Origin of the sequence: Vibrio sp. 10N.222.55.B11, from assembly GCF_041473705.1 — a bacterium.
Lineage (GTDB): Bacteria > Pseudomonadota > Gammaproteobacteria > Enterobacterales > Vibrionaceae > Vibrio > Vibrio crassostreae_C.
In genome coordinates this window covers 38,309-61,586 of the sequence record NZ_JBFRST010000041.1, presented here as the reverse complement: position 1 = coordinate 61,586, position 23,278 = coordinate 38,309, and the positions used below count along the sequence as shown (strand labels likewise).

The following is a 23,278-nucleotide window of genomic DNA, read 5'->3' as shown; positions in this document are numbered from 1 at the left end:
CTCTTGATTAGTGAACTTACATTATCTGATACAGTCCACTATCTTGCAACATCTTTGTAACTGACTTTGTACTCAGTTTTGCCACATCGCTTCCACTTATCAGTGCATTACGTATGTCTGTACTGCGAATTTTCACTTTTTCAGGGCAAGCCATTACAGACCACTGCTCAGTAATCTCATCTGATTTATAGAAAGATGAGAACTTAAAGAAGTTATCTGGGCCAATAACAAACGTCAGTTCAGCGTCACGATGTAACTTTTGCAGTTCACTGAGTACAGCAAAAGTCGTCACGCTTTCGCCGGGTGTAAATAAGCTCTTTTCGATCAACGAAAGCTCAACTTGATCCAGTGAAAGATCACTGATAAATGCATTAACTAACTGACATCTCGTATCAAAGTCTAGCATCTCTTTTCCCCAAGCATGGGCAATACTTGGAACGAGTAGAATTTTGTCAAAGTGAGCCAACGAATCAATCACACTTTTATGCCCTAGGCTCGGTGGATTAAACGCACTACCGAAAATGGCTATTTTTTCCATTGTTTATTACTGCCTTCTCTTTCTAAGCTTGTGCAAAGAGGTTTTTAAATCGGATGATTTAGGTATGATAACACTAGATTTTTAATTTGCTTGCAGGAAAGGAATACGAATGGAACAGTTAATTCGTGACGAAATGCGCGTACTACCCTCAATTGACCCTCACTTCGAAGTGACTCGTCGTGTGGACTTTATTAAAACGAAACTTCAGCAGTCAGGCTGCAAGTCTCTGATCCTTGGTATCAGTGGCGGTGTAGACTCAACGACCTGTGGCCGCTTGGCACAAATGGCCGTGGATAGCCTGAATGAAAACTCTGGCAGCAACGACTACCAATTCATTGCGGTTCGTCTACCTTACGGCGAACAAAAAGATGAAGATGAAGCACAACTTGCTCTCTCTTTCATCCAGCCTTCTCAATCTGTTTCTGTAAACATCAAAGCGGGTGTTGATGGGCTTCACGCAGCATCTCACGTTGCACTTGAAGGTACAGGTTTACTACCAACAGACTCAGTAAAAATCGACTTTGTTAAAGGTAATGTGAAAGCTCGCGCTCGCATGATCGCGCAATACGAAATTGCGGGTTACGTTGGTGGTCTTGTGATTGGTACTGACCACTCAGCAGAAAACATCACTGGCTTCTACACCAAACACGGTGACGGTGCATGTGATTTAGCGCCTTTGTTTGGCCTGAACAAGCGTCAAGTTCGTGAACTTGCAGCAACGCTAGGTGCGCCAGAGCTATTGGTTAAGAAAGTGCCTACTGCCGACCTAGAAGAGCTTGATCCACAGAAAGCCGACGAAGCAGCATTGAACCTTTCTTACGACCAAATCGATGATTTCCTTGAAGGTAAAGAAGTCCCTCAAGACGTGTCAGACCGCTTAGTAGGCATCTACAAAGCAACACAGCACAAGCGTCAACCGATCCCAACGATCTACGATTAATTGTTTGAATTAATCTTAGAATCAAAAAGGCCGGAAGTTCATTTCAGTGAACTTCCGGCCTTTTCTATTCAATGTGCTTTTCTTTCTGGCCTTCCGACCTACCGAGTTAGTCTACAACTTCGATATCAGTTTGAGGCACACTGCAACACGCCAGTATTTGCCCCATGTTGCGTTCATGCTCTTGCAACGCCGGTACATCAGGTTGATGAACTTGCCCAGACTCAAGGGTCACTTTACAAGCACCACAGAAACCCGCGCGACAGCTTGATGCGATAGACACACCTGCCGACTCAGCTTGCTCTAGTAGTGTTGATTGGTTGTTGCCTTCGAACAGGTAGCCGTTAACGCTCAACTGCAGTTGCTTCACCGCTTCTTCCGTTGATTGAGCAACACCAAACGCTTCTTGATGATAATGCTGAGGATTCAGCCCCATTTGAATCAGCAATTTCTTGGCATTATCCATAAAGCCGTCAGGGCCACACACGAATGCTTGGCGCTTATGAAGGTCCTCAATTTTGGCGACATGAGACACACTCAAACGACCTGACAAACCATCCCACTCTTTCGTTGGTTGGCTTAGTGAATAAATCACACTTAGACCAGCATGTTCGCGAGCGATCTTATCAATCTCAGCTTGATAAGGGATATCTTCTTCACTGCTGCATTGGTGATAGAACACCACATCATCAATCTGACCATGGTCGGCTAAGTAACGAAGCATCGACAACATAGGGGTGATGCCGCTTCCCGCTGATAACAGCAGTAATGGATGTGTTGGGTTATCTTCTAAGTAGAATGCGCCATCTGGATTCTGAGCAACTAGCGTGTCACCGACTTGGAAGTGATCATTGAGCCAGTTTGAGATTTGACCATCGTCCACTCGCTTCACGGAAATCGCCAAACGACCTGCGCGTGAAGGGCTAGAAGATAACGTGTAACGACGAGACACTTTCTCGCCATTAATTACCATTTCAATCGGTAGATGTTGCCCTGGCTGATAGCTTGGTAATGCGTGGTTCTCTTTCGCTGGCTCTAGCCAGAACGTCGTAAAGTCTCGAGCGATCTCTTCACGCTCAACGCAAGTTAAGTGTAGCGATTCTACCCATGTATCTTGGTAGTGCTCTTTTTCTTTAGTTTCTAATACTTCAACAACATCACCGGCTTTGACTAAGCCTTCATTTTTAGCCACAAGGTTTTGGCCAAAGAAAACGCCACCACGTTCATTGGCTCTGAACGTAGAAAAGGTATTGAGTGGCTCTTTTGTTGCTCTGAATTCGCCGCTCTCAACATCGACTGTCGTTAGGATACAGCGCTCACAAGGCTTCACCGCTTCGAATTCAACCTCACCAATTCGAATGCGCTTCCAACCATCTTCAGCAAACGCTTCAGTGTTTGAGACGACAAAATTGGTGCGGAACTGATCCATGGAATGCGTTTCAGGACTACGGCGATTCAACTCATCAAGCGAAGCTTGGCTGATGATTAACATCGGGTAACCATCGGCGAAACTGACATTCTGACCAAGCTTTTCTCGAACACGATTAGATTGCTCACCACAGAACAGAAGTTCTACGCGAACACCAAGCACATCGCTAAACCAATCATCCGCCTCGTCGTTGGTGGTATACGCAGTGAAGCTATCTTTCCACACTGTTGCAGGCGCTTCTTGCATCTTGAAGTTTGCATATTTTAGGCGCAGCGGTTCTTTGCCTTCGTAAGTAAAAATCAAACCGTCTGGCTGCAAGCTAGAAGACACCTTGACCATTTTAGGGTACTTACGCGCCGTCACCATTGAGCCGTCAGCCAAGGCCAACATAAAACGTCTGTCGAAGGTAAGGCCCTGTTTTTCGACCCAAGCAGAAGAGAGTGCAATCCCACCTACTGATTTAACCGGAAACACATTAATTTGAGATAAGGAGGGCTGTTGACCTGAAAGCTCTTGCTCCAAAGCCTTTTGATCCAAAGGTGACTGCGACATAACGATTCCAATGTTTTGTTGTTTGTCCCAATGCTAACAAATGGTTATAAATAGATAAACTGGCAGGCATTAAACACTTGATACTAAGTAGGCATGATTAAACTAATAGAATGGCATTATGTTCCGGCAAACCTAAAACTCTTGAAACTAACGATGATGCTTTACACACTAAAAGTAACCCGAATTTATTCACGCTATTTTTAAGTAGATCAGCAATATGCTGCACCTTGTTTCGACAATTGACTCAATGAGCCAGGTTTGCCTAAGTGATAGCCCTGAAAATAATCTATTCCCTGCGATTGTGCAAAACGTAAATCTTCATGGTTTTCTATACCTTCAGATAACAATTCAATCTGATACTTCCGAGCTAAAAATCTAAGACGCTCCCAAAAGGTCGAATTATCACTCCGGTTTCTCATTAACGACCGATCTATTTTCACTATGTTCGGTTTAACAACCCTAATCAGTGCTTCACCAGTGTTATAACCACTGCCATAGTCGTCTATCGCGATTTTAATTCCAAGACCACGACATACTCCAAACTGGGACATCATCCTTTTCTCGTCAATGCCAACCGGGTATTGTTCATTCTCAGTAAGCTCAATCCATAAGGTTATACCTAACTTGTTGCATGCTTGCCAAATTGGGGAAATATCACGTAGAAAAGTGAAACTTAAAACGTGATCAGGGGAGATATTAATAGTCAGAAAATCAATCATTTTCTTCTGAGACAATAATTCCTCGGACACTCTTAACAAGAATATTTGAGTAAACCATGCAATCTTCTTAGAGTCTAACAGACAGCGAATTGACGATTCAACATCGTGCCCTTTTTCCCAACGTAACAAAACCTCAGCACCGACAGTTCCATTGCCATTAGTTATCGGTTGAAAAACAGGATAAAACAATCCCTGATTAACATCGTCAATAAGTGCTTCGGCTTGTAAATTTTCAGACAACATATTCGTATTCATAAACAAACCTCTTTTTGTGATTAATCCATCCTACAGATCAATAACTAGCAAGGATTAGCATGAACAAATCATATGTAGCTTTACATGCCTACTTCTTAACCGTGAAGACAAACTGCATAAGTAGTTAAACGAACTCCTGTACAAATACACAATGCCGTTTCAAAACGGTAATCTCGAGTCTGTTACTTTTAGATAGGTTATTAAAAACGCCATAAACTATCATAGATGACTATACTTCAATTAGATCAAATTACGCTTAGGGATAATGTATGTTTGGTGACTATTTAAAGGAATTGAGAGTCTCACTAGGTCTTACTCAGAGTGAGCTTGCTGTTAAGTTAAACCTTGCAAATGAAGAGTTTCGCTCTGTAGACGTGGTAACTCTCAGTCGTTGGGAACGAGGAAAAACCAAACCAACACTTGCAAAATGCCTAAGAATCTTGCGTTGTTTACAGGTTGACCTGAGTGACTTTTATGAATTAATACCTAATCCAAACGAAACAAAGCTACTAGACGAGATTGAACAACTTCGTTTTAATAACAGGGTAACGAAGCTTTCATCATTAAGTTATGAAGAGCCACAATCAGCTTTAATTACTGAGATGCCACTTCTTTTGAAAGATGATGACGAGATACTATCTAGCCTTAAAATCTTTTACGAAACAGCCATCCATACACCGAAGGGTTTTTTCGACATTAATCTATATGACTACCAACAAAACAAACGAGCTATTTTAAAAAGATTTATAACAGAAAGCGGGCAGTTGGTAGGTCACTCACTTAGTTTTATATTCGAAAGTGACTATTTTGACAAAGTTACTCATTCAAAAATCATTGATATCGACCTGACAAAATCTGTCAGTTATAAAAATTCGACTAAGTTATCGGTTTGTAATTATAATCGTTACTCTTCTAATTTCCAGATATTTCGATGTATGTTAGTTTCTCAATTTATAAACCTAATTCACTATTCAAATGTTCAACGTTATTATTTCTTTAATGCATGGCCTGAAAGCGGACAAATTTTAGAGCAACTTGGATTTAAGAAAATAGCATTTGATATTGAGTCAGAAAAAGGAGGTTTTAAATTAGGCAACCGCTCATTCGAACATTGCTTATACGAAATTGATACAGCGACACTTCTTTCTCAACCCGAAATAATAACCCTCATAAAAACAACCCAGTGGGATAACCAATACTCAATCAAAAATCATTAGGCATAGCCAAACAGCCTTTAAATTAAGATGCCTACCATCTTAAGTTTCTACACATAATAATACTTCGCCTTATGCAAAAGATTGGAGAAAACTACTGTGTTTGGCGAATACTTAAAAAAATATCGAATCGCGAATGAACTAACACAAAGTCAAGCAGCTACAAAGCTCAACTTACTCGGAGGAGATCTATCGAACATTGATACCGTTACACTTAGTCGATGGGAAAGAGGAACAACTAAACCAACTCTTAGCCGTAGTATTCGTGTTTTGCGAGAATTTACCAACGATCTTGAGCCTTATCTATCTAAAGTTAGTCATTTACAACATCAAGACCCTAGTTCTAAAAATAGAGTTGATCAATTCAATACTCTGATGGAAGAGAAATACCGTAGTTTAAATAACTTGATCGCCAGAGCAAATTATCAGTCAACATCGATGATCGAACACAATCCTGTTTGTGAATATCCGATTGGAAATTCTAATGATAGTGAGATTGTAAATTCTGTACTTGTTTTTCATGAGAAAACCTCTGATGAGAATATTAAGCATGGACTCTATAAAATCGATTTTTTAAACTATTGCAATGAAAAACGTTTCATTGCCTATAAATATGTCGACAGCGTCACAGGAGAGCTATTAGGACATAACATAGGCACTATATTCACGACTGAAGGTATGATCTCCGAAATTGAAACACTTTCTCAAAAGTCGATTGATGAAATAGATTTAAGAAAAACCGTTCCTTATAATAAAAGCCGAAAATTAGCTTATTTTGCGGTGAGCCAGCATTCGCTGTACGAGCGACCTTTTCGTCTACAATTAAATAGAGAATTCAGGTTTCTAGCAAAACACGCTAACATTACCGACTACTACACAACAGTTGCTATAAAGAGCTCAGCAGAAGTACTCGAAAAAATGGGATTTTCTGTTGTTTCGTACGAGAAAAAATCAACCAACGGTGCAATCAAAATTGGTAAACACTATTATTCTAAAGCTTTAATGCACATAAAAACAAGCCAGCTATTTACTCAACCCGAGTTCTTGAACTTGCTTACAGGCTGTCAAACCTGTTCAAACCCATGCTCAATTAGCTCTCAGTGTTGCTAAGCGGTCTCTTTCCGCGCACATTAACAGGAGTACCAATCCATCGAAAGATAGTTCTGATGGATGAACTCCTGCTTGCTTCAATCTTTCAAAACACAGCTCTACAGTTTTGACATTCGTATTCGATATTATTGAACCAATATACCTCATTATTTTCCCACTTAAATTATCAGTACAATCTATATACTATGTAATTAAGCGATTGAGTATTAAAGCATATGGTAAAAAGTTAGAATCTAATATGCTATGTTCGCTTGACTACATGTCAACCTCACGAACAATTACATCATCTACTTCATTGTTTAGTAATGTTACATAACTGCTCTGAGTCATGCCTCTTACAGCTTTCGTGTTTTGCATGCCATCCACATTCGTTAGACTTTTGTCAGAATAAATTGCTCGTATATCTCCATCGACTCGGCCTGAAAACGTGACATCATCAGCACTAATAGAAGCAATCGCTGAGGCTGCAAAAAATAAAAACGAACATAAAACGACCTTAATATTGACAAACGACTTCATAAACACCTCAAATGTAATTGGTTACATATGAGAGTTTAGCTTATTCGCAGGAAAAAAGAAGTCTAATGCCTACCAGCCACTCTTGCATCCGTGATATTAGATTTGTAAACATTAATTTGTTCAGAAAAGTCCATTCATAATAATCATGATATAGCATGGATACAGCCACATCAATTCACCAGACTTATACATATTATGCGCTGGTTAGCTATTTGATGGCAGTTAAACCTTAGGGAGAGACCGAAGAGTAAAACGCTAATACATATCTTGCAAGTCTTCATAGTAGTTTAATGGTTTTACATTAAGAGAATTAAATTTTATCTAACTTCGTAATATTTAATACCTGAACCTAAGATCTGGAATGTAAACCATGATTCTTGGCAACACTTGATTATTCACATCAACGTAAGCTATGTAAGATCATAGATGAATAGTTAGACAGATTTAATCGAGTGCAAAAAAAAGCATCACCATACCTTATAAGAAATAGGTCTAGTAATACTTTAATATTGATCAGGTTACCGGTAAGAGCTTATTCTAATACTTGGCCAGGAATGATCAAATCAGGATTTTCAATATCATTACTCTCAATGATCTCTTCTAAATCGAAGCCGAACTTTCTACGTAGTTCATATAACCAATCACCTTCTTGTACGACATAAGGTAATGTCGGCTTAACAGCAACTTCGGATATACTGTTAGACATAGTATCGAAGTCACAGTCCGTATCAGTTGGGTCAGATGTGCAATCCGGAGCTTTCGTAATTTCAAGTGACGAAGGGCGAGGTTCAACTTGGTCAGACTCAATCTTACGCTTGCTGTCATTGAAATAATAAGATAATCCAACCACGGCTTCTCGTTGATTTTGCCCAAAATCATCATTCAACGTTTGATTAAGTGCGATACTCGCACCGAAATATTCATTCAAAGCATACTCAGCAAGGTACTCTATTGTTGGATATTTATCTTCAAATCCGACTCCAACCTTCAAATCAATTTCTTCTCCATCATGTATACTATAAAGCAAACCTAAATCAGGTATGTACTCAGAATCATCTAATAATTTATAATGTTTGATACCTAGATTCAATTGAAGTCGGTTATATTGGTAGAGAAAATAAATAGATTGAGAATTCTCAAACATATCTCCATCAAAATTATAGCCATAGTTTGCCCCTACCCCCAAAATATGAGCAGTTGGCTTCTCAGCAACCGCTGCACCGCTGGTTAGTACTAGAAACATAAAAAAAATATTATTAATTAGTCGGTTCACAGGTTCACCTCATAAACAACATTAAACGACCCTTGGTAATTACCTGAACTGAGTGCATTTCCATCGACATCAAAACTAACATCGTATGCTACATCAACTTTGTTACTACCTTCTCCATTCACTGTAATCACTTCTGAATCAGGAAAAGATGCGGTATTAAGTACTCCGTCTTGGACAATCACCTTGTCAGGGCTTTCGCAGCCAATGGCACACGTGATTGTGTAGGGTATCTTTTCTAGCGAGTTATCAATATTTGTAAGCTCATAGTCACCTGACGTAGGGCTAAATGTCATAATAACGCCTGTAGGTAAAGTCCCTAACAAGCTAACATCATACCTCGTTGTACCAGAGATCCTTTTTGTTGCAGTATCATACTGGGGTTCAATATTCCCGTCTCCAAGTACCGTTAATGATTCAAGGATCGCAGCTTGATAATCAATCGTGATAATTAACGTCTCCGGCACTCTGGTATAAGTCATCGTACCGGTTTGACTTGTAAAAAAGTAAGTGGGTGAAAGGTTAATTGATGCCGTAAAAGTTCCAGATCCAACAGGGGCTGCGAACACATCATTACTGATATTAGGCAAAGCGAAAGCAGGTCGATAAAACTTAAAAGGCTCTATTCTGCTTGTTGCTGTGTAACCCATTCGCGACACACACAAAGTCGACTCTTGGCCCACTTTCGCACTCGAACCACTTATATTTGTAGCTGCACACTCATTGGCAACTCCCATTCCCACATTTGACCCGTAGTCTTTTGATGTGAAATAACTAGCCGAGCTACCCAAATTGTACTCAACGCCTAACAACTCCAGGCTGGTGTTAAAACTTTCGCCTGTAGAATGATTAACAAAGCTAACGTTATTAACGGGTTGATTATCCATCGTTGCGGGATACCACTCTGCCGTTGGTTGCTCTTGCGCTATCGTCCATGCAGATGGAGATATAGCTTCACTACCGAAATAACTATTTGGCGCCGCATTGTTCCAAACCACAGAGTTGTTTGCTGTAATCGTTCCGTATACATCTGCAGCATGGCTACTATCTAAAGCCGTGAATAATAGCGCTATACTAATTAGGCTATTTCTTTTTAATAGTGATATTTTTGTTATAACTGTAATCATGGTTGGCTACCTTAACGGATAACGAATCGACATTTTGCAGGCCTTCTGCTAATTTTATGGTTTTCTTTCGACCAGATAGTATTGTATTAGTTTGTTTACATTTGTTACTAACAGAATTCGGTTTACAGTTATCAAACTGCATGTAGAAAAATGTGTTACCATTATTTTCCACATAAACTTCTGAACCGTTATATTTAACTTTGTAGTCAACATTAGTATTTTTTGCAGGTACAATATAATAAGGAGCATAACCATAATTAATACCAATTATACTTTCTTTTTTATCTCCATCGATAACGCTAGGCATGAAAGTCACTTGATAAACTTTGTCCTTCTCTAAATCATCACAATTAACCTGACATAAATTCTTTACTGATACACGACGTCTTTCCCCCGGATTTAATATCAGTTTATTGGGTAATAGCGCAAGATCCCATAAAGGTAAATTATCTTTTGTTAGCTCTACCTTTTCTAACTCTCCGTTTTCAACCTTTACTTGGCTAACGTTACCTTTTATATATTCAGGTTCAGTTTTCGAACTAGTCAGAGTAAAAACTCCATTACCATCTTCTCCAGCTATAAGAAGCATTTTATCTATGCTAAATGCATGGCTAAAAGAGGTCGTCATTAATAGTATCGAAGTAAATATTACACGTTGCATAATTTTCTCTATGTTAGTTATAAGCATATGGCGTCATCTCCATATGAACTGCATAATTAATGAGTTCATCAACATACAGTTTGTTTGCCGTAGTTAGTTGCTCAGGAGACTTAGCGAATATATACAAATAACCGCCAAGCTTTTTGTTTATAATTTCAACACCTGAGTTGTTCAGTTTGTTCTGATAGTTCAATACAATATTACTATCCTTGTATTGCCCTAAGTAGTAATAATAAACACCATCAACTAGGGCTATCTGATAACCTTCACTATTTTCTTCGAATGATGGCATACAGAAGTTATTACCTAAATTCAAATTATTAACCGATGATAACTCCGGTATTACACATTGGTTTTCCTTAGATATAATTTTGTAAGGTTGTTTATCTTTCACCTTAAATTGATACACACCTTCAACAAGCTTGTCAGTAGAAACACAACCTCCACCGATACATTCAACTCCGTCTATTGGATTTCCATTTATATCACTAAACGTCGATATAAATGATTTCAACTCAGACAACGACGTATCCAAACGGATAACAGTTCCTGGATAACTAGTAGCCGACGTATAAGACTCACCATTGTTGTAAAAATCAGAGGCTTCCGTATCAAGCTTGAATTCATATTCATAGAACTCTTTTAATGGATATACCGTCAAAGCATCTCCACTAACATAAGCATTGCTTTGTTTTCCATTCTGCTCGGAGTTAACTACCGCCAAGAATTTTCCATCCGAAGACAGTTCCCCTGTATCATTATTCGAAATAAAATAAGAAGATGACTTTTCACTCGTAAACTCTATTCCTTGAGAAGTTACGATATTACTTGTACCAATATATGCAGAAACACTTGTATTACTACTTGAATTGATATAGGCATAAGAGTTTGAGTCAATATGTTTATTCTTATAATTTGCAGACAATGATAAATCGGCACTGCTTTGGTCTTCAGTAGAATCTTGATAATAAAGTCCCGCAGAGCTTGATACATTTAGATTGTTTCTGTTAATTAGACTACTTGAGACTGTATCTCTATGCGATAGCGCAACATCACCACTATCATCTATTTGTGCTTGTGTACTATGTGTGTATGTGTTTTCCTGGCCTATTGGAATAATTATTGAGGCCATAACACCATAATTTATATCGCTCGATTCACTTGCTGATAACTCTAAGTTCACCTTTGAGTCAAGTGGTAATGATGATATCTGCACGCCACTTCTTGCAGACCAACTTTCTGATTCATTATTATAACCATTACTAAAATCTTTATATTGGTTTTTTGTTAATATACCCGATATATATGATGATATATTTCTCGTTAAGTACTTGTTGTAATTTACTGATAATGACGTATAGTTCGAGTTACTGAATAAAAGTTGAGACAAACTAATATCTCCAATACTATTATCATTTTCACTATCAAATTTTGTGTAAGATACACTTAAGTTATAAATCCCCACATCAAAATTATAAAAACTAGATCCATCGTCAAATAATCCTGTTACTGCCGATATTCTGGACACTTCCCCTAAAGATAAATGACCACCAACATAATTATAATTATCTTCCCCTGTAATAAACGAACCTGCACCCAGTGCAAAAAAATCCGTAACTTGATAGCTCAATTTCCCATTGGTGAACATTGGACTTTCATAATTATCATAAGCAAAGTTGATGGATTTCTGGTCAAAATCGTCCTCTAGTCCCGTATTCGTCAGGTCTCTTGATAAATAACCGGCTGTAATATGATAATCTAGTTCGCCGGTTTTAATCGACGAAGAGCTTGTATTGACTATCAACCTATCTTCTGTGTAAAACTCTTCACTGCCATCAAATATTCGAATTGTCGCAGTATAAGTACCAAATGGTAGCTCGTTATAGTCAAAGTATTCTTGCCCTGCATCCACATTACGACTTAATAGAACACGGCCTCTATCATCATTAATTTCTAGTCGACCAGCTCTTGAAATGTTCAAATATACTCGTCTAGAATTAGGAGATGATTTTTTTACTAGCTCTCTCGTCGATCCAATCGACAACATGTAACCAGAAGTTTTGCTGCCATTTTCTAAAAACTGAGTACTATTCCAAGAGCGTTCTTGGTATTTATACCCGACAGAGAAACGAGTATTACCACCAACATAGTTATACGATGAGTCATCCGAACTGAAACCATTGACATCACTAAAGTTTAGATCATTATGCAAATAGCCATACTTGCCAAAACCTGCATAATTTTCATGTTGATAAGAATAAGACGATGTATAATCAGTGTTGTCGCTATAAGAACCAGATAGATTCAAACCATGTGACATAATGATCGCGTTTTGATCGATCTCTTCTTTTACAAATTTTATTTCTGACTCTTCTATTATCTCAGTTAAGAATTGTGAGTTAACATGAATAATCAATGATTGGCTATCTGGCACATAAACAAAATCATATAAATCAGGTAGTAGACCACATTCACTTCGATAACCTTTACAATCTAGGCTCGATTCAACCCCATTTACCAGTGTTGTTGCCATCGCATCGCTAACATCTTTCTCAATACCAAGTTCATTCGCCAATGCTTGTGCTACAAGTTGTTTTTGTGAAGTGGGAATTCTTACTTCATCACCCGAGATGAAAGCTTCCGAATAGAATAATTTGTTGTTATCAGCCGAGAGAATTAGTGGCATTCTTATCAACTTCTCTTCAAACATATCTTCAAATCCATCTGGAATATTTGCGACGGATTTTGAACTATATATTATGGCCAAGAAAAATATGATAATTAAGTTTAAACCAAACCAAAGTCTAATAAACATTATAGTTGAAGCTCCACATTGAACGTAATACGACCATTGCAATCTAATGGCTCATCACTCGGTATATTTTTATTTGTCACTAATTCAAATTCATTGGTAGAGTTTTCATATTCAGTATTTTTAATATTATTAAATTCAAAGTTTGGTATATTTAAAATATCAGAGTAATGTTTTCTATCGATATAGAGATCGACAAAATCATCATACATAGTCTCACCGCTATCGTTGAGAACACATTTAGAAGTGAACTCTGATATGTTATAACTGTATTCAAACGAATCCCCAGTGCTTGTTGGTATATTCGTTCTAATATAAGAATAAAAACGCCCATTTAGAAAGGTTTCGTTCTCACTATCATACTTCAGTGCAATAAACTCATCAGATAAATCTACACTTATAGAATAGTCATACAAATTCGCTCTATTTATTTGTGTATTTACTGGAAATGAATAGCTTTCATAGCCAAAGCTATTGAAACTAAAAATAACAAGCAATAATAGAAAGAAATAATTTATATAGATATTCATTTTCATCAGCCTCGAAAAACAAGGCACTTAATTAATTAAGTGCCTATCAAATAATGAGATTTTTTCTTATGGCAAAGTTGCAATCATATCAACGTTAACGATAACTTCTGTACCAGCAATATCATCTGGAGTTGAGTGTACTGTATCGTTAGCAACATACAGTTGAATCGTATCGCCTGGTGAAAGTAGAGTTGAAGCTAAGTAGTCAGCTGAAGTAAGTTCCGTCCCTGTAAGGTTATCGCCAACGACAATGTTAGGCTGTACTTCACCCATTGAAGCTGGAAGCACATTTACTTGTGATACCGTCCAGTTAGCTGGAGTTAAAGCCCCAAGCACAGCCCCCGTGTAGTCATGCGCTTCCAAAACAACTGGTTTAGTCGTTGCGAACGTACCGTCAGCGTTCACCTGTAACGTACCAACAAAAGAACTAGAGTCTTCACTACCGCCCGCACCAGTAACAATGATGTCACCGTTGGATACAAAACCAGGAACAAAGCCGCTGAATACTGCAGAACCAATAGAGGTATCGCCAGGTGCAGCAAAAGCCGGAACAACAGCAATTGCAGACAATAATGTAATGAGTGTTAATTTTTTCATTTTATTTCCTTTAATATAATATAAGCATTGCGTTAGCCTCTTGCTAAACAACGGGCATATAATATTAAAATAACTACGTTTTAGGTTAGCACGTTGGAATTATTTATAGTTAAATATGCCTAGTCGATATATCGCCGACTAGTTCATTTATCTAGGGAATAAGATCTGTACAATAAATACTTTCAGTTACACTAAATTGGATATCATAATAACCATTATCAAACTTTGAGAAAGGTGTTTCAATTGGATATGAGAAGGGGTAACGCTGGTGACTATCTGAGTTATAAAAATGAGCATCATAACTATTTTATTATATTGCTTTATATAATATTAATTATGACCATCACAAGTTAAACTACCTAAATCGTAACCTAAGTTATTATAATCTAGCGTTTAATTTACAAGTGATGTCTTTAGTTGGGGAAATAGAGTGAGACGGAGAATTTACCTTGCGGTTATTAATTAATAAATATCAACATGACAATAACACGTAAATAATTCGCATTAAAAATGCCAGTAACATCGCTACTGGCTTACTAAAGATTTTCAACCTACTTTAAAGGGAGACAGACTCATAACTATCATCTATAGCATGATAAAAAAACGTGTACTTGGCTACCAAAGTAATTTTGGTCGGCCTCAGGAGTAGATTCAGGACCTCTATAAAACGTGATACCACCGTTTCCCCCAGATGGGTCCGCGTAATTATTAATGTAAAACTTATAGAGATAACCATCTCCTCGGAACCAAAACTCATCTAGGTAACCGGCATGTGAATATATACGACCTGCAGGTATGGCTGTATATGCAGGGTCTGCATTCCAAGCGCTAGCAAACCGCAATGCAATAGTTGACGAGTCAAATTCTTTCCACCCACCACCATCGAAGTTTATTGATGAGCAGTAATATTGAGTCTGGTTGCTATCATATCCAGACTCTATAAAGTTCGTGTCATCTGCGTCATACCCATCACTTCCGATTACCGAATACGTATGATCGGCAGTATCATTCGGAGCAAAAATCGAAGCATTATTATCACTATAGCGGAGTACTTGTTCTCTCGTAAGCAACGGAAGAAATTCACTTCCTTCATATGAAGTTATACCCAAAGGTGCGAGTAAAGTAACGTTCAAGTTATCACAAAATGAGGCATAGCAAGCTTCAATATTAACATTAAATTCAGGTTCTGTATTTGCGGTAGAATACGCTGTCAAGATACCTGTATGTTCATCAAAGGTACTAGCGTTCAACTCAGTTACTGTCCAATTGACATATTCGGCTGGAACTTGTTCCATTTGGCCAATTGAGTTAGTTATAGTCGCCTGATATAATTCATGTTTATCTAGCTCTAAGTCACGTTGAATCGAAGTCACACCATTTAAACTGATAGATACTGGGGTGATTTCTGGGATATAAAAAGCATTAGTACAAAGAACATAATTTACCTCTCCATTATTACTAGCAGTGACTGAACCATCAAATAGATTGACTAGTGTTGTGGTAGTTTCATCAACCTGGTCACGAGTCCAATACGGTTTGTCATTTGGATATCTATAGTCTGTAAATATTTGACCATCAGGCTTCCAAGCATAAAGTTCTTGCAAATCTGCTTGATCCGGTAAAAAAGCACCTCTTGCAGTACAAATTGCTTCAGCAACACCTTTCGAATGCGCTACGGTTGTTACATTATCGACGGCATTGGTGCCATCTCCTGTTCCTATTATTTCGAATTCAATACTCGCAGTTTCTGCCTGCTCCATAGTTAAAGGTGGAGTAACAGTAGCAGGTCTGACTCCATTAAAATCAATTATCGGGTATAAGTCTTCGGATTTTAACTTTATTATCCCGGTGGCATAGCCTCCTTTGTTATCAGAGACAACGTAAGTGATATTGTGATAGCCAGAATTAGAAGTAGTAAACGTGAAAATAGTGTCATTGAACAGATTACCATCTAAGTTAGCATCTTCTATAATGGCAACATCAGCATCGTAAGCATAGACATCAATTAATTGTAATGAATCACCATTAGGATCAGAAATGAGACTCAAAACGTCAATTGTGACCGTTTTCCCGTATGGAACTTCTGACACTATTTTTAAGGTATCAGGATCGGTAAATGTCTGTATATATGTAGAGTTAGCTATTGGAGCACCATTTACTGTTGTTGAAACTGCAATATCCAGGCTACCACTAAGAACATTTACTCCATCACTATAGCTATATAAAACCCTCTCAACTCCGGATTCAAGTCCAGCACCTGGAGTATACTCTATAACGTTATTCGCGGGATCAGATACTGCTGATGAAAGCGTTGAATCGCTATTAGGCAAAGTTAGCGTCATACTAAGTGTATAGCGACTCGTGTCGACCTCGTACCCCAAATTTGCTAACTCGTCCTTCACGTTCACCGAAATGGGTGTTCCAGTTGAAGTTGCAGATGATATGGGTATTAATTGTTCACTGTTTTCAGCTATAGCGATTCGAGCTGTAGCCTCACTATAGCCATCATAAGATATCGCTGTTGACATTCTTGACACAGAGGATCCAACACGAAATCGGTAGTCACATAGGTTTACTTGCGTTGCTTTAATATAAAAACCATTTTGGTCGTTAGAAACCACATCGCAATGATAGTCAGAATTAAGGGATTCAACATTCAGCAGAGCAACAGGTGTCCCATCAGAACTTTCCATATTGTTGGAGAGATCAACATAAAAAGTTTCACGAGGTTTAGTGTGCTGCATGGTATCTTGAACGGAGTAAAGTACGTTCGATTGAGCTGGCCTATCTGGGCTATCTGGGCTCGAAGTAGAACCAACTCCTGAATCACCATTACAACCTGAAACAGCCAAGATTAAAGCTACCTGTAACAAATTAGCCTTCTTTGGCAACACATCTAACATATCGTTTGACCTTTTTAAAATTTAACCTTGTAGGATACGAATTCTACATTCGATTGCGATGTTATCTTTTTGCAACTGGATATGTTTAGCAAATATGCAAAATTGACTCTTGGAAATGCCTAGTCATAAAATCACGGCCAAACTTCAAATGATTAAATGTATATCTTGATGGGAATACTGATTATAAGCATTTGGTTATAAATAGATAAACTGGCAGGCATTAAACACTTGATACTAGGCTAGTATCTTGAGATGTTTAGCTTTCTATCTTGATACATTAAGGCAGCAATGCAGTAACACTCTCGAGACGTTCTATAATATGAACACGTTTACCGCATTGAACTTTCATTGAATAAAAAGGATTTATCATGAACAAACTCGTCATTATCATCTTATGTGTACTGCTTCCGCCTGTTGGCGTGTTCTTCGCTCGCGGCGCCGGGAAAGATTTGGTGATTAATATCATTCTTACTTTCTTCTTCTGGGTTCCAGGAATGATCCATGGTCTGTGGGTAGCCACCCGCTAACCCTTATTAACAAATAGATACCGAATAAAATATCCATAAAAACAAGCTCCTAGCCATGAAGAGTTAAAAATAGGATGAAATGAAAGTACTTTTCCACTATCATCCTGTCGCCTAAACGTAAGCGATTGCTTTCACAGATTTCGCTGAGTTTAGGCTCCAACTACATAACACTTCAAATGGTGGGAGCCTTCAATGACACAACTTACGATTACTCGTCCTGACGACTGGCACGTTCATCTACGCGATGGCGAAGTATTAAAAGATACAGTTCGCGATATCAGCCGTTACAATGGTCGAGCGTTAATCATGCCAAATACCATCCCACCGGTAACCGATACCGAAATGGCTCTTGCTTACCGTGAACGCATCATGGCAGAGCAGCCAAGTGAACAATTCCAGCCTCTAATGGCACTTTACCTGACAGACAACACAACACCTGATGAAATTCGTAAAGCGAAAGAATCTGGCGCTGTTGTAGCAGCGAAGCTATACCCTGCTGGCGCGACGACTAACTCTGATTCAGGTGTAACTTCAGCTCAAAAGATTTACCACGTACTCGAAGCAATGCAAGAAGTGGGTATGTTGCTGCTGGTACACGGTGAAGTAACGGCTCACGATGTTGATATCTTTGACCGTGAAAAAGAGTTCCTAGACACAGTTCTAGCACCGATTGTTAACGACTTCCCTAACCTGAAGATCGTTCTAGAGCACATCACGACGGCAGATGCTGCGACTTTCGTTAAGAACGCTAACGAGAACGTAGCGGCAACCATTACTGCTCACCACTTGCTTTATAACCGCAACCACATGTTGGTTGGCGGCATTAAGCCACATTTCTACTGCCTACCTATCCTTAAGCGCAACACACACCAGTTAGCACTTATTGAAGCAGCAACAAGCGGTAGCAAGAAGTTCTTCTTGGGTACAGACTCTGCACCACACGCTAAAGGTGCAAAAGAGTCAGCGTGTGGTTGTGCAGGTTCTTACACAGCGCACGCTGCGGTTGAACTGTACGCTGAAGTATTCGATTTAGAAGGCAAGATTGAGAACCTAGAAGCATTCGCGAGCCACAATGGCCCAGACTTCTACGGCATGCCACGTAACTCAGATACAATTACGCTCGTTAAAGAAGAGTGGAATGTTGCTGAAACGATGCCTTTCGGTTCAGACATCGTTGTGCCAATCCGTGGCGGCGAGGCGATTGCTTGGTCTGTAAAATAAGCACTTGGGCTGTTAAATAAACACCCTCCATTTAGCCAAAAGGGTCACCATAGTAATTATGGTGACCCTTTTTTGTTTCGATAAAAGACTGTCTTATTCCCAGCAGTAATTTAACGATTACTTACCGCGAATTTTTCCGATAGCAGTCCAAATAGCAACGACAATCAATCCAGATAAAACCCCAATCACACCATTTAATAGCGTTGGTACCACCGCAGTCGCAATCGTATGTCCACTGAAGTCCATAATAATCGGTTCAATTAAGTGATGAATTGCTGGAACGTTGTGTACCACAATACCGCCTCCAACCAAGAACATCGCAGCCGTGCCGACAACCGCAAGCATCTTCATTAGCTTTGGTGCAAATGCGACTAACCCATTACCCAATCGGGTTTTAATGGCACTCCCATTTGATGTGCGTTGGAGATAGAAACCTAAATCATCCAGCTTAACGATCCCTGCCACTAAGCCATAAACACCAATCGTCATCACAACCGCTATCAAACTCACCACAAGAATCTGAGTCACGATACTTGTACCCGTTACGGTACCCAGCGCTATTACAATGATTTCCGCAGATAAGATGAAGTCGGTACGAATTGCGCCTGAGACCTTTCGCTTCTCATACTCTTCAACAGATTCACCCGAGCTGCTTTCCTCATCTTTCTCTTCGTGTTGATGAGCATGAGGAAAAAGCTTTTCTAAGATTTTCTCTGCCCCTTCAAAACAAAGAAACAGACCACCAATCACCAGTAGTGGCATGATCAACCAAGGAATGAATGCACTGATCAATAGTGCTGCCGGAACCAAAATCAGCTTGTTTTTAAATGAGCCTTTTGCGACCGCCCATACCACTGGGATTTCTCTTTCAGCAGAAACACCGGATACCTGCTGGGCGTTAAGGGCTAAATCGTCACCTAATACGCCTGCGGTTTTTTTAGCGGCTACCTTAGACATCAATGCGACATCATCCAACACGGTTGCAATGTCATCTAACAGTGTTAGTAAACTTGCTCCAGCCATTTTGTTGTCTCTTTATAAAGAATTGAACCATCAATAAAATGTAACACCATCAATTCACTCATCAAAGTTATGAGTCTGTAAAAAATAAAGTCACAAGTTGTGTTTTCTATTGCTGTCTCTGTTAGACAGGAATAATCTGTCTTAATCTTTCACGAACATAAAAGAAAAAGTATAGATGAAAAGTGAATCTACCTACCCGATTGGTAAGCCAGGGCAAAAATGGCAACAAGCAGAACGTGAAGCATGGTTAGCTCAACGAACGGTTAAGCGTGAATACCAGCAAGAAGTTGTACCAAAGATTAAAGCACTTGCAGACCGCTTTGACATCGAACAATACGGCGCACTGAGCTACGACGAAGCTCGCTTCCCACTCTTCGCTATCAAGAGCAAAAACTGGGACGAGTCAAAGCCGACGATTCTGGTGACAGGTGGTGTTCACGGTTACGAAACCAGTGGCGTGCATGGCGCGATCAAATTCGCTGCGACTCAAGCAGAAAAATACACGGCGCACTTCAACATTGTTGTCGCACCTTGTGTGAGCCCTTGGGGCTACGAAGTGATCAACCGCTGGAATCCAAATGCTGTTGATCCAAACCGCTCTTTCTACGACGGTACGCCAGCAGAAGAATCAGCAAACCTACGAGCTCTAGTAGCGTCTCTGCCAGAAGTATTGGTTCACGTTGACCTGCATGAGACGACTGACTCTGATGAAACTGAATTCCGACCTGCACTCGCAGCTCGTGATGGCATTGAGTACATCGAAGGTATGATCCCAGACGGTTTCTACACTGTTGGCGATACTGAAAACCCACAACCTGAATTCCAAGCTGCTGTCATCGCTTCAGTTGAAAAAGTAACCCACATTGCGCCTGCGGATGACGAAGGCAAGATCATTGGTTCAGACGTCACTCAACACGGCGTGATCAACTACCCAATGAAGAAGCTTGGCTTATGTGGCGGCGTGACTGACTGTAAGTACGGTACAACCACAGAGGTTTACCCAGACAGTGACAAAGTAACAGACGAAGAGTGTAACGATGCTCAAGTTGCTGCTGTTGTTGGTGCTTTGGATTACGTTATTCAGCACGAATTGAACGCGTAAGCGTAAACCCGCTCATAGCTAGAACCGGGCACCTAGACTAATAACTAAGAGCCAAGAACTAAAAGAGCCACAAATGACTACTCACTTGTGGCTCTTTTTTGTTTCTCTTTCGCTGATGTCTTCTACGGCATAAAAAAGCTCCCTTGCACGCGGTGCAAGGGAGCTTTGAATCTGCTGATTAGAGTAAGTTTCTATCTAGAGGTACTTACTTAGTGGCCGGAGTAACCGTTTCTTGCCCTTTACCGACTTCTGTCAGTAGGCCTTTCAACAAGCTCACACAACCAATCAAAAGAATGATCGTAAACGGCAGTGCTGCAATAATCGTAATAGATTGCAGAGCTTGGATTGATTGAGTACCACCAATCCACAGCATCACCATCGCGATAGCACCTGAGATAACCGCCCAAACGACTTTCTGTTTCACTGGCACTTCTAATTTACCACCCGCCGTCATGCCATCGATAACGATAGAACCTGAGTCCAACGTTGTAACGAAGAACACGATGATCAGCGCGACTGCGAGAACAGACAGAATGCTACCGAACGAGTAAGCATCTAGCATGTAAAACAAGCTTAGAGATACGTCTGTAATGCCTTGGTCGAGGCCAAGTTGCCCCACCTGATTAATCACTTGCTCGATAGCTACGCCACCGAAGATAGACATCCAAGCTGAAGTCACCAATGTTGGGATAATCAATACGCAAAGTAGGAATTCACGAACCGTACGGCCTTTAGAAATACGCGCTACGAACATACCGAAGAAAGGTGCATACGCTACCCACCATGCCCAGTAGAACACAGTCCAACCATGCAGCCATGTTGTGTCTTCACGACCCGCACTTTGGCTCAAAGCTACGATATTTTTCACATAGCCCGTTGCCGCCGTTGCCATTGAATCAAGCACAGTTGTGAAATTCAATACAGCGATAAGACCAAGGAATATGAATGCAATAACCATGTTCAGGTTACTTAGGAACTTAACACCACCGTCCATACCACGTAGTACAGAGATGATCGCCAAGCCCATGATCAGAACGATGATAGATTGCTGAAGGAAGATGTTGTTTTCCAAGCCGAACACGTGGCTAATACCACTTGCTGCTTGTGTACCACCTAAGCCCAATGAAGTCGCAAGGCCAAACAGAGTAACCAGTACGGTTAGTACATCGATTACATCACCAGTTTTGCCCCACACACGCTCACCCAGAATTGGGTAAAACACAGAACGCATTGATAGCGGTAAGCCTTTGTTATAAACAAAGTACGCCAGACAAAGCGCCGTCATGCCATAGATAGCCCATGCATGAAAACCCCAGTGGAATACGGTTGCGCCTAGCGCCAGTTCACGACCAGCGGCTGTGAAAGGTTCTGCGTCTAATGGCGTTCCGAACCAGTTAGTGAAGAACGCAGTTGGCTCTGCAACACCCCAGAAGATAAGTCCAATACCCATACCTGCTGCGAATAACATCGCAATCCAAGATGACATTGAATAGTCCGCCGTCGCGTCTTCGCCACCTAAACGGATTTTACCCAACGGTGAAAAAGCAAGAACAACAGCAAACGCTAGCATGATGTTAGCTCCCCACATAAACAGGAAGTCAAACTTTGATAAAACAGCACCCTTAATAGAATCAATAGCAGCTTTAGCGTCTGCTGGAGGAAGAGCAAGAAGAGTGATGATGAAGAGAAGAGATAAGCCAACTGAGGCTACGAAAACTGTGTTATGGACATCCATGCCCCATTTACTGACGTTGTCTTGACCAACTTGATAGTCAGTAGAATCAATACTGTACTTTTTTGATTTAAAACTCATAAATTATGATGTTCGCATATCCGATTCAACGAATATAAGGACGCTCTCCATATCCAACTACTACTTGATTGGCTCGCCGCATCGCCTAAATAAAAGGCAATAAAAATCACAATAGTTAGTGATAAATGGACTTACTGGCTCAATCCCAAGGCGCGTATTATAGCACAGCTCAAAGCATTTTGACTGAGATTTCGCTCAATAGTCGCCCAAACCACCGTTGACAATGATAGTTAACCTAATAAAAACAGAATAAAACAAAAGAACAAAATTATTTAAATACAACAACTTAAATCAAAACCACACACTGTAACGTCACATCCAAAATTTCTGCATATAATTTTGATAATCGCCCAATTTACTTATAGCTCTAATAAAAAAGCCCCGCTATAGGGGCGGGGAAAGTTACCAAAGGTAAAAGA

General features: G+C 39.8%; 19 protein-coding genes. 6 read left to right on the top strand and 13 right to left on the bottom strand.

Annotated features, from left to right (window positions below; all coding sequences use genetic code 11):
• Positions 1-16: 16 nt before the first annotated feature.
• The gene (locus AB4503_RS14685; RefSeq protein WP_017064305.1) at positions 17-538 is read right to left on the bottom strand and encodes a nicotinate-nicotinamide nucleotide adenylyltransferase; all 522 of its coding nucleotides are present in this window, start codon (positions 536-538) and stop codon (positions 17-19) included.
• Between the two features lie 109 nt (positions 539-647).
• Between AB4503_RS14685 and nadE the strand changes: the two genes are divergently transcribed.
• Positions 648-1,478 (top strand): ammonia-dependent NAD(+) synthetase, encoded by an 831-nt coding sequence (gene nadE, locus AB4503_RS14680; RefSeq protein ID WP_372115255.1) that lies wholly within the window; start codon positions 648-650, stop codon positions 1,476-1,478.
• Between the two features lie 106 nt (positions 1,479-1,584).
• Here nadE and AB4503_RS14675 read toward each other — a convergent pair whose 3' ends face one another.
• Both AB4503_RS14675 and AB4503_RS14670 read right to left on the bottom strand, forming a co-directional pair.
• Positions 1,585-3,456 (bottom strand): MOSC N-terminal beta barrel domain-containing protein, encoded by a 1,872-nt coding sequence (locus tag AB4503_RS14675; RefSeq protein WP_372058337.1) that lies wholly within the window; start codon positions 3,454-3,456, stop codon positions 1,585-1,587.
• Positions 3,457-3,665: 209 nt separating this feature from the next.
• A complete protein-coding gene (locus tag AB4503_RS14670; RefSeq protein ID WP_017062770.1) occupies positions 3,666-4,430 on the bottom strand; it encodes an EAL domain-containing protein in 765 nt (254 codons plus the stop codon).
• Positions 4,431-4,699: 269 nt separating this feature from the next.
• Between AB4503_RS14670 and AB4503_RS14665 the strand changes: the two genes are divergently transcribed.
• The gene (locus tag AB4503_RS14665) at positions 4,700-5,647 is read left to right on the top strand and encodes a helix-turn-helix domain-containing protein (RefSeq protein ID WP_372115253.1); all 948 of its coding nucleotides are present in this window, start codon (positions 4,700-4,702) and stop codon (positions 5,645-5,647) included.
• A 96-nt stretch (positions 5,648-5,743) separates the two neighbouring features.
• Positions 5,744-6,754, top strand: a complete 1,011-nt coding sequence (locus AB4503_RS14660; protein WP_108110722.1) for a helix-turn-helix domain-containing protein — start codon at positions 5,744-5,746, stop codon at positions 6,752-6,754.
• A gap of 255 nt (positions 6,755-7,009) precedes the next feature.
• On the opposite strand, the gene AB4503_RS14655 is transcribed toward AB4503_RS14660, so the two are convergent.
• The 8 genes from AB4503_RS14655 to AB4503_RS14620 all read right to left on the bottom strand — a co-directional run bounded on the left by AB4503_RS14655 (position 7,010) and on the right by AB4503_RS14620 (position 17,173).
• Positions 7,010-7,273: a hypothetical protein gene (locus AB4503_RS14655; protein WP_372115251.1), complete on the bottom strand. Its 264-nt coding sequence runs from the start codon at positions 7,271-7,273 to the stop codon at positions 7,010-7,012.
• Positions 7,274-7,805: 532 nt separating this feature from the next.
• Positions 7,806-8,546 (bottom strand): LysM peptidoglycan-binding domain-containing protein, encoded by a 741-nt coding sequence (locus AB4503_RS14650; protein ID WP_065584792.1) that lies wholly within the window; start codon positions 8,544-8,546, stop codon positions 7,806-7,808.
• Positions 8,543-9,670 (bottom strand): hypothetical protein, encoded by a 1,128-nt coding sequence (locus AB4503_RS14645; protein WP_017059956.1) that lies wholly within the window; start codon positions 9,668-9,670, stop codon positions 8,543-8,545. Before AB4503_RS14645 ends, AB4503_RS14650 begins: the two co-directional genes overlap by 4 nt.
• Positions 9,627-10,331, bottom strand: coding sequence for a hypothetical protein (locus tag AB4503_RS14640; RefSeq protein WP_229647381.1), 705 nt, complete (start codon positions 10,329-10,331; stop codon positions 9,627-9,629). Before AB4503_RS14640 ends, AB4503_RS14645 begins: the two co-directional genes overlap by 44 nt.
• A gap of 13 nt (positions 10,332-10,344) precedes the next feature.
• Positions 10,345-13,146 (bottom strand): CS1-pili formation C-terminal domain-containing protein, encoded by a 2,802-nt coding sequence (locus AB4503_RS14635; RefSeq protein WP_372115249.1) that lies wholly within the window; start codon positions 13,144-13,146, stop codon positions 10,345-10,347.
• Positions 13,146-13,673: a hypothetical protein gene (locus AB4503_RS14630; protein WP_372115247.1), complete on the bottom strand. Its 528-nt coding sequence runs from the start codon at positions 13,671-13,673 to the stop codon at positions 13,146-13,148. The genes AB4503_RS14635 and AB4503_RS14630 overlap by 1 nt, the downstream gene beginning before the upstream one ends.
• A 66-nt stretch (positions 13,674-13,739) precedes the next feature.
• Positions 13,740-14,270, bottom strand: a complete 531-nt coding sequence (locus AB4503_RS14625) for a hypothetical protein (protein ID WP_372115245.1) — start codon at positions 14,268-14,270, stop codon at positions 13,740-13,742.
• A 581-nt stretch (positions 14,271-14,851) separates the two neighbouring features.
• A complete protein-coding gene (locus AB4503_RS14620; RefSeq protein WP_372115243.1) occupies positions 14,852-17,173 on the bottom strand; it encodes an adhesion domain-containing protein in 2,322 nt (773 codons plus the stop codon).
• Positions 17,174-17,541: 368 nt separating this feature from the next.
• Here AB4503_RS14620 and AB4503_RS14615 point away from each other — a divergent pair, with 368 nt between their 5' ends.
• Both AB4503_RS14615 and pyrC read left to right on the top strand, forming a co-directional pair.
• Entirely contained in the window at positions 17,542-17,700 is a 159-nt protein-coding gene (locus tag AB4503_RS14615) for a YqaE/Pmp3 family membrane protein (RefSeq protein ID WP_017059962.1), read from the top strand.
• 192 nt (positions 17,701-17,892) lie between these two features.
• Complete coding sequence (pyrC, locus tag AB4503_RS14610; protein WP_017059963.1) at positions 17,893-18,921, top strand: dihydroorotase; 1,029 nt, start codon at positions 17,893-17,895, stop codon at positions 18,919-18,921.
• 117 nt (positions 18,922-19,038) lie between these two features.
• Here pyrC and AB4503_RS14605 read toward each other — a convergent pair whose 3' ends face one another.
• The gene (locus AB4503_RS14605; RefSeq protein ID WP_017059964.1) at positions 19,039-19,944 is read right to left on the bottom strand and encodes a DUF808 domain-containing protein; all 906 of its coding nucleotides are present in this window, start codon (positions 19,942-19,944) and stop codon (positions 19,039-19,041) included.
• Positions 19,945-20,119: 175 nt separating this feature from the next.
• On the opposite strand from AB4503_RS14605, the gene AB4503_RS14600 reads away from it, so the two are divergent.
• Entirely contained in the window at positions 20,120-21,046 is a 927-nt protein-coding gene (locus AB4503_RS14600; RefSeq protein ID WP_017064294.1) for a M14 family metallocarboxypeptidase, read from the top strand.
• A 205-nt stretch (positions 21,047-21,251) separates the two neighbouring features.
• On the opposite strand, the gene AB4503_RS14595 is transcribed toward AB4503_RS14600, so the two are convergent.
• Entirely contained in the window at positions 21,252-22,859 is a 1,608-nt protein-coding gene (locus AB4503_RS14595) for a BCCT family transporter (protein WP_171732749.1), read from the bottom strand.
• Positions 22,860-23,278 lie beyond the last annotated feature (419 nt).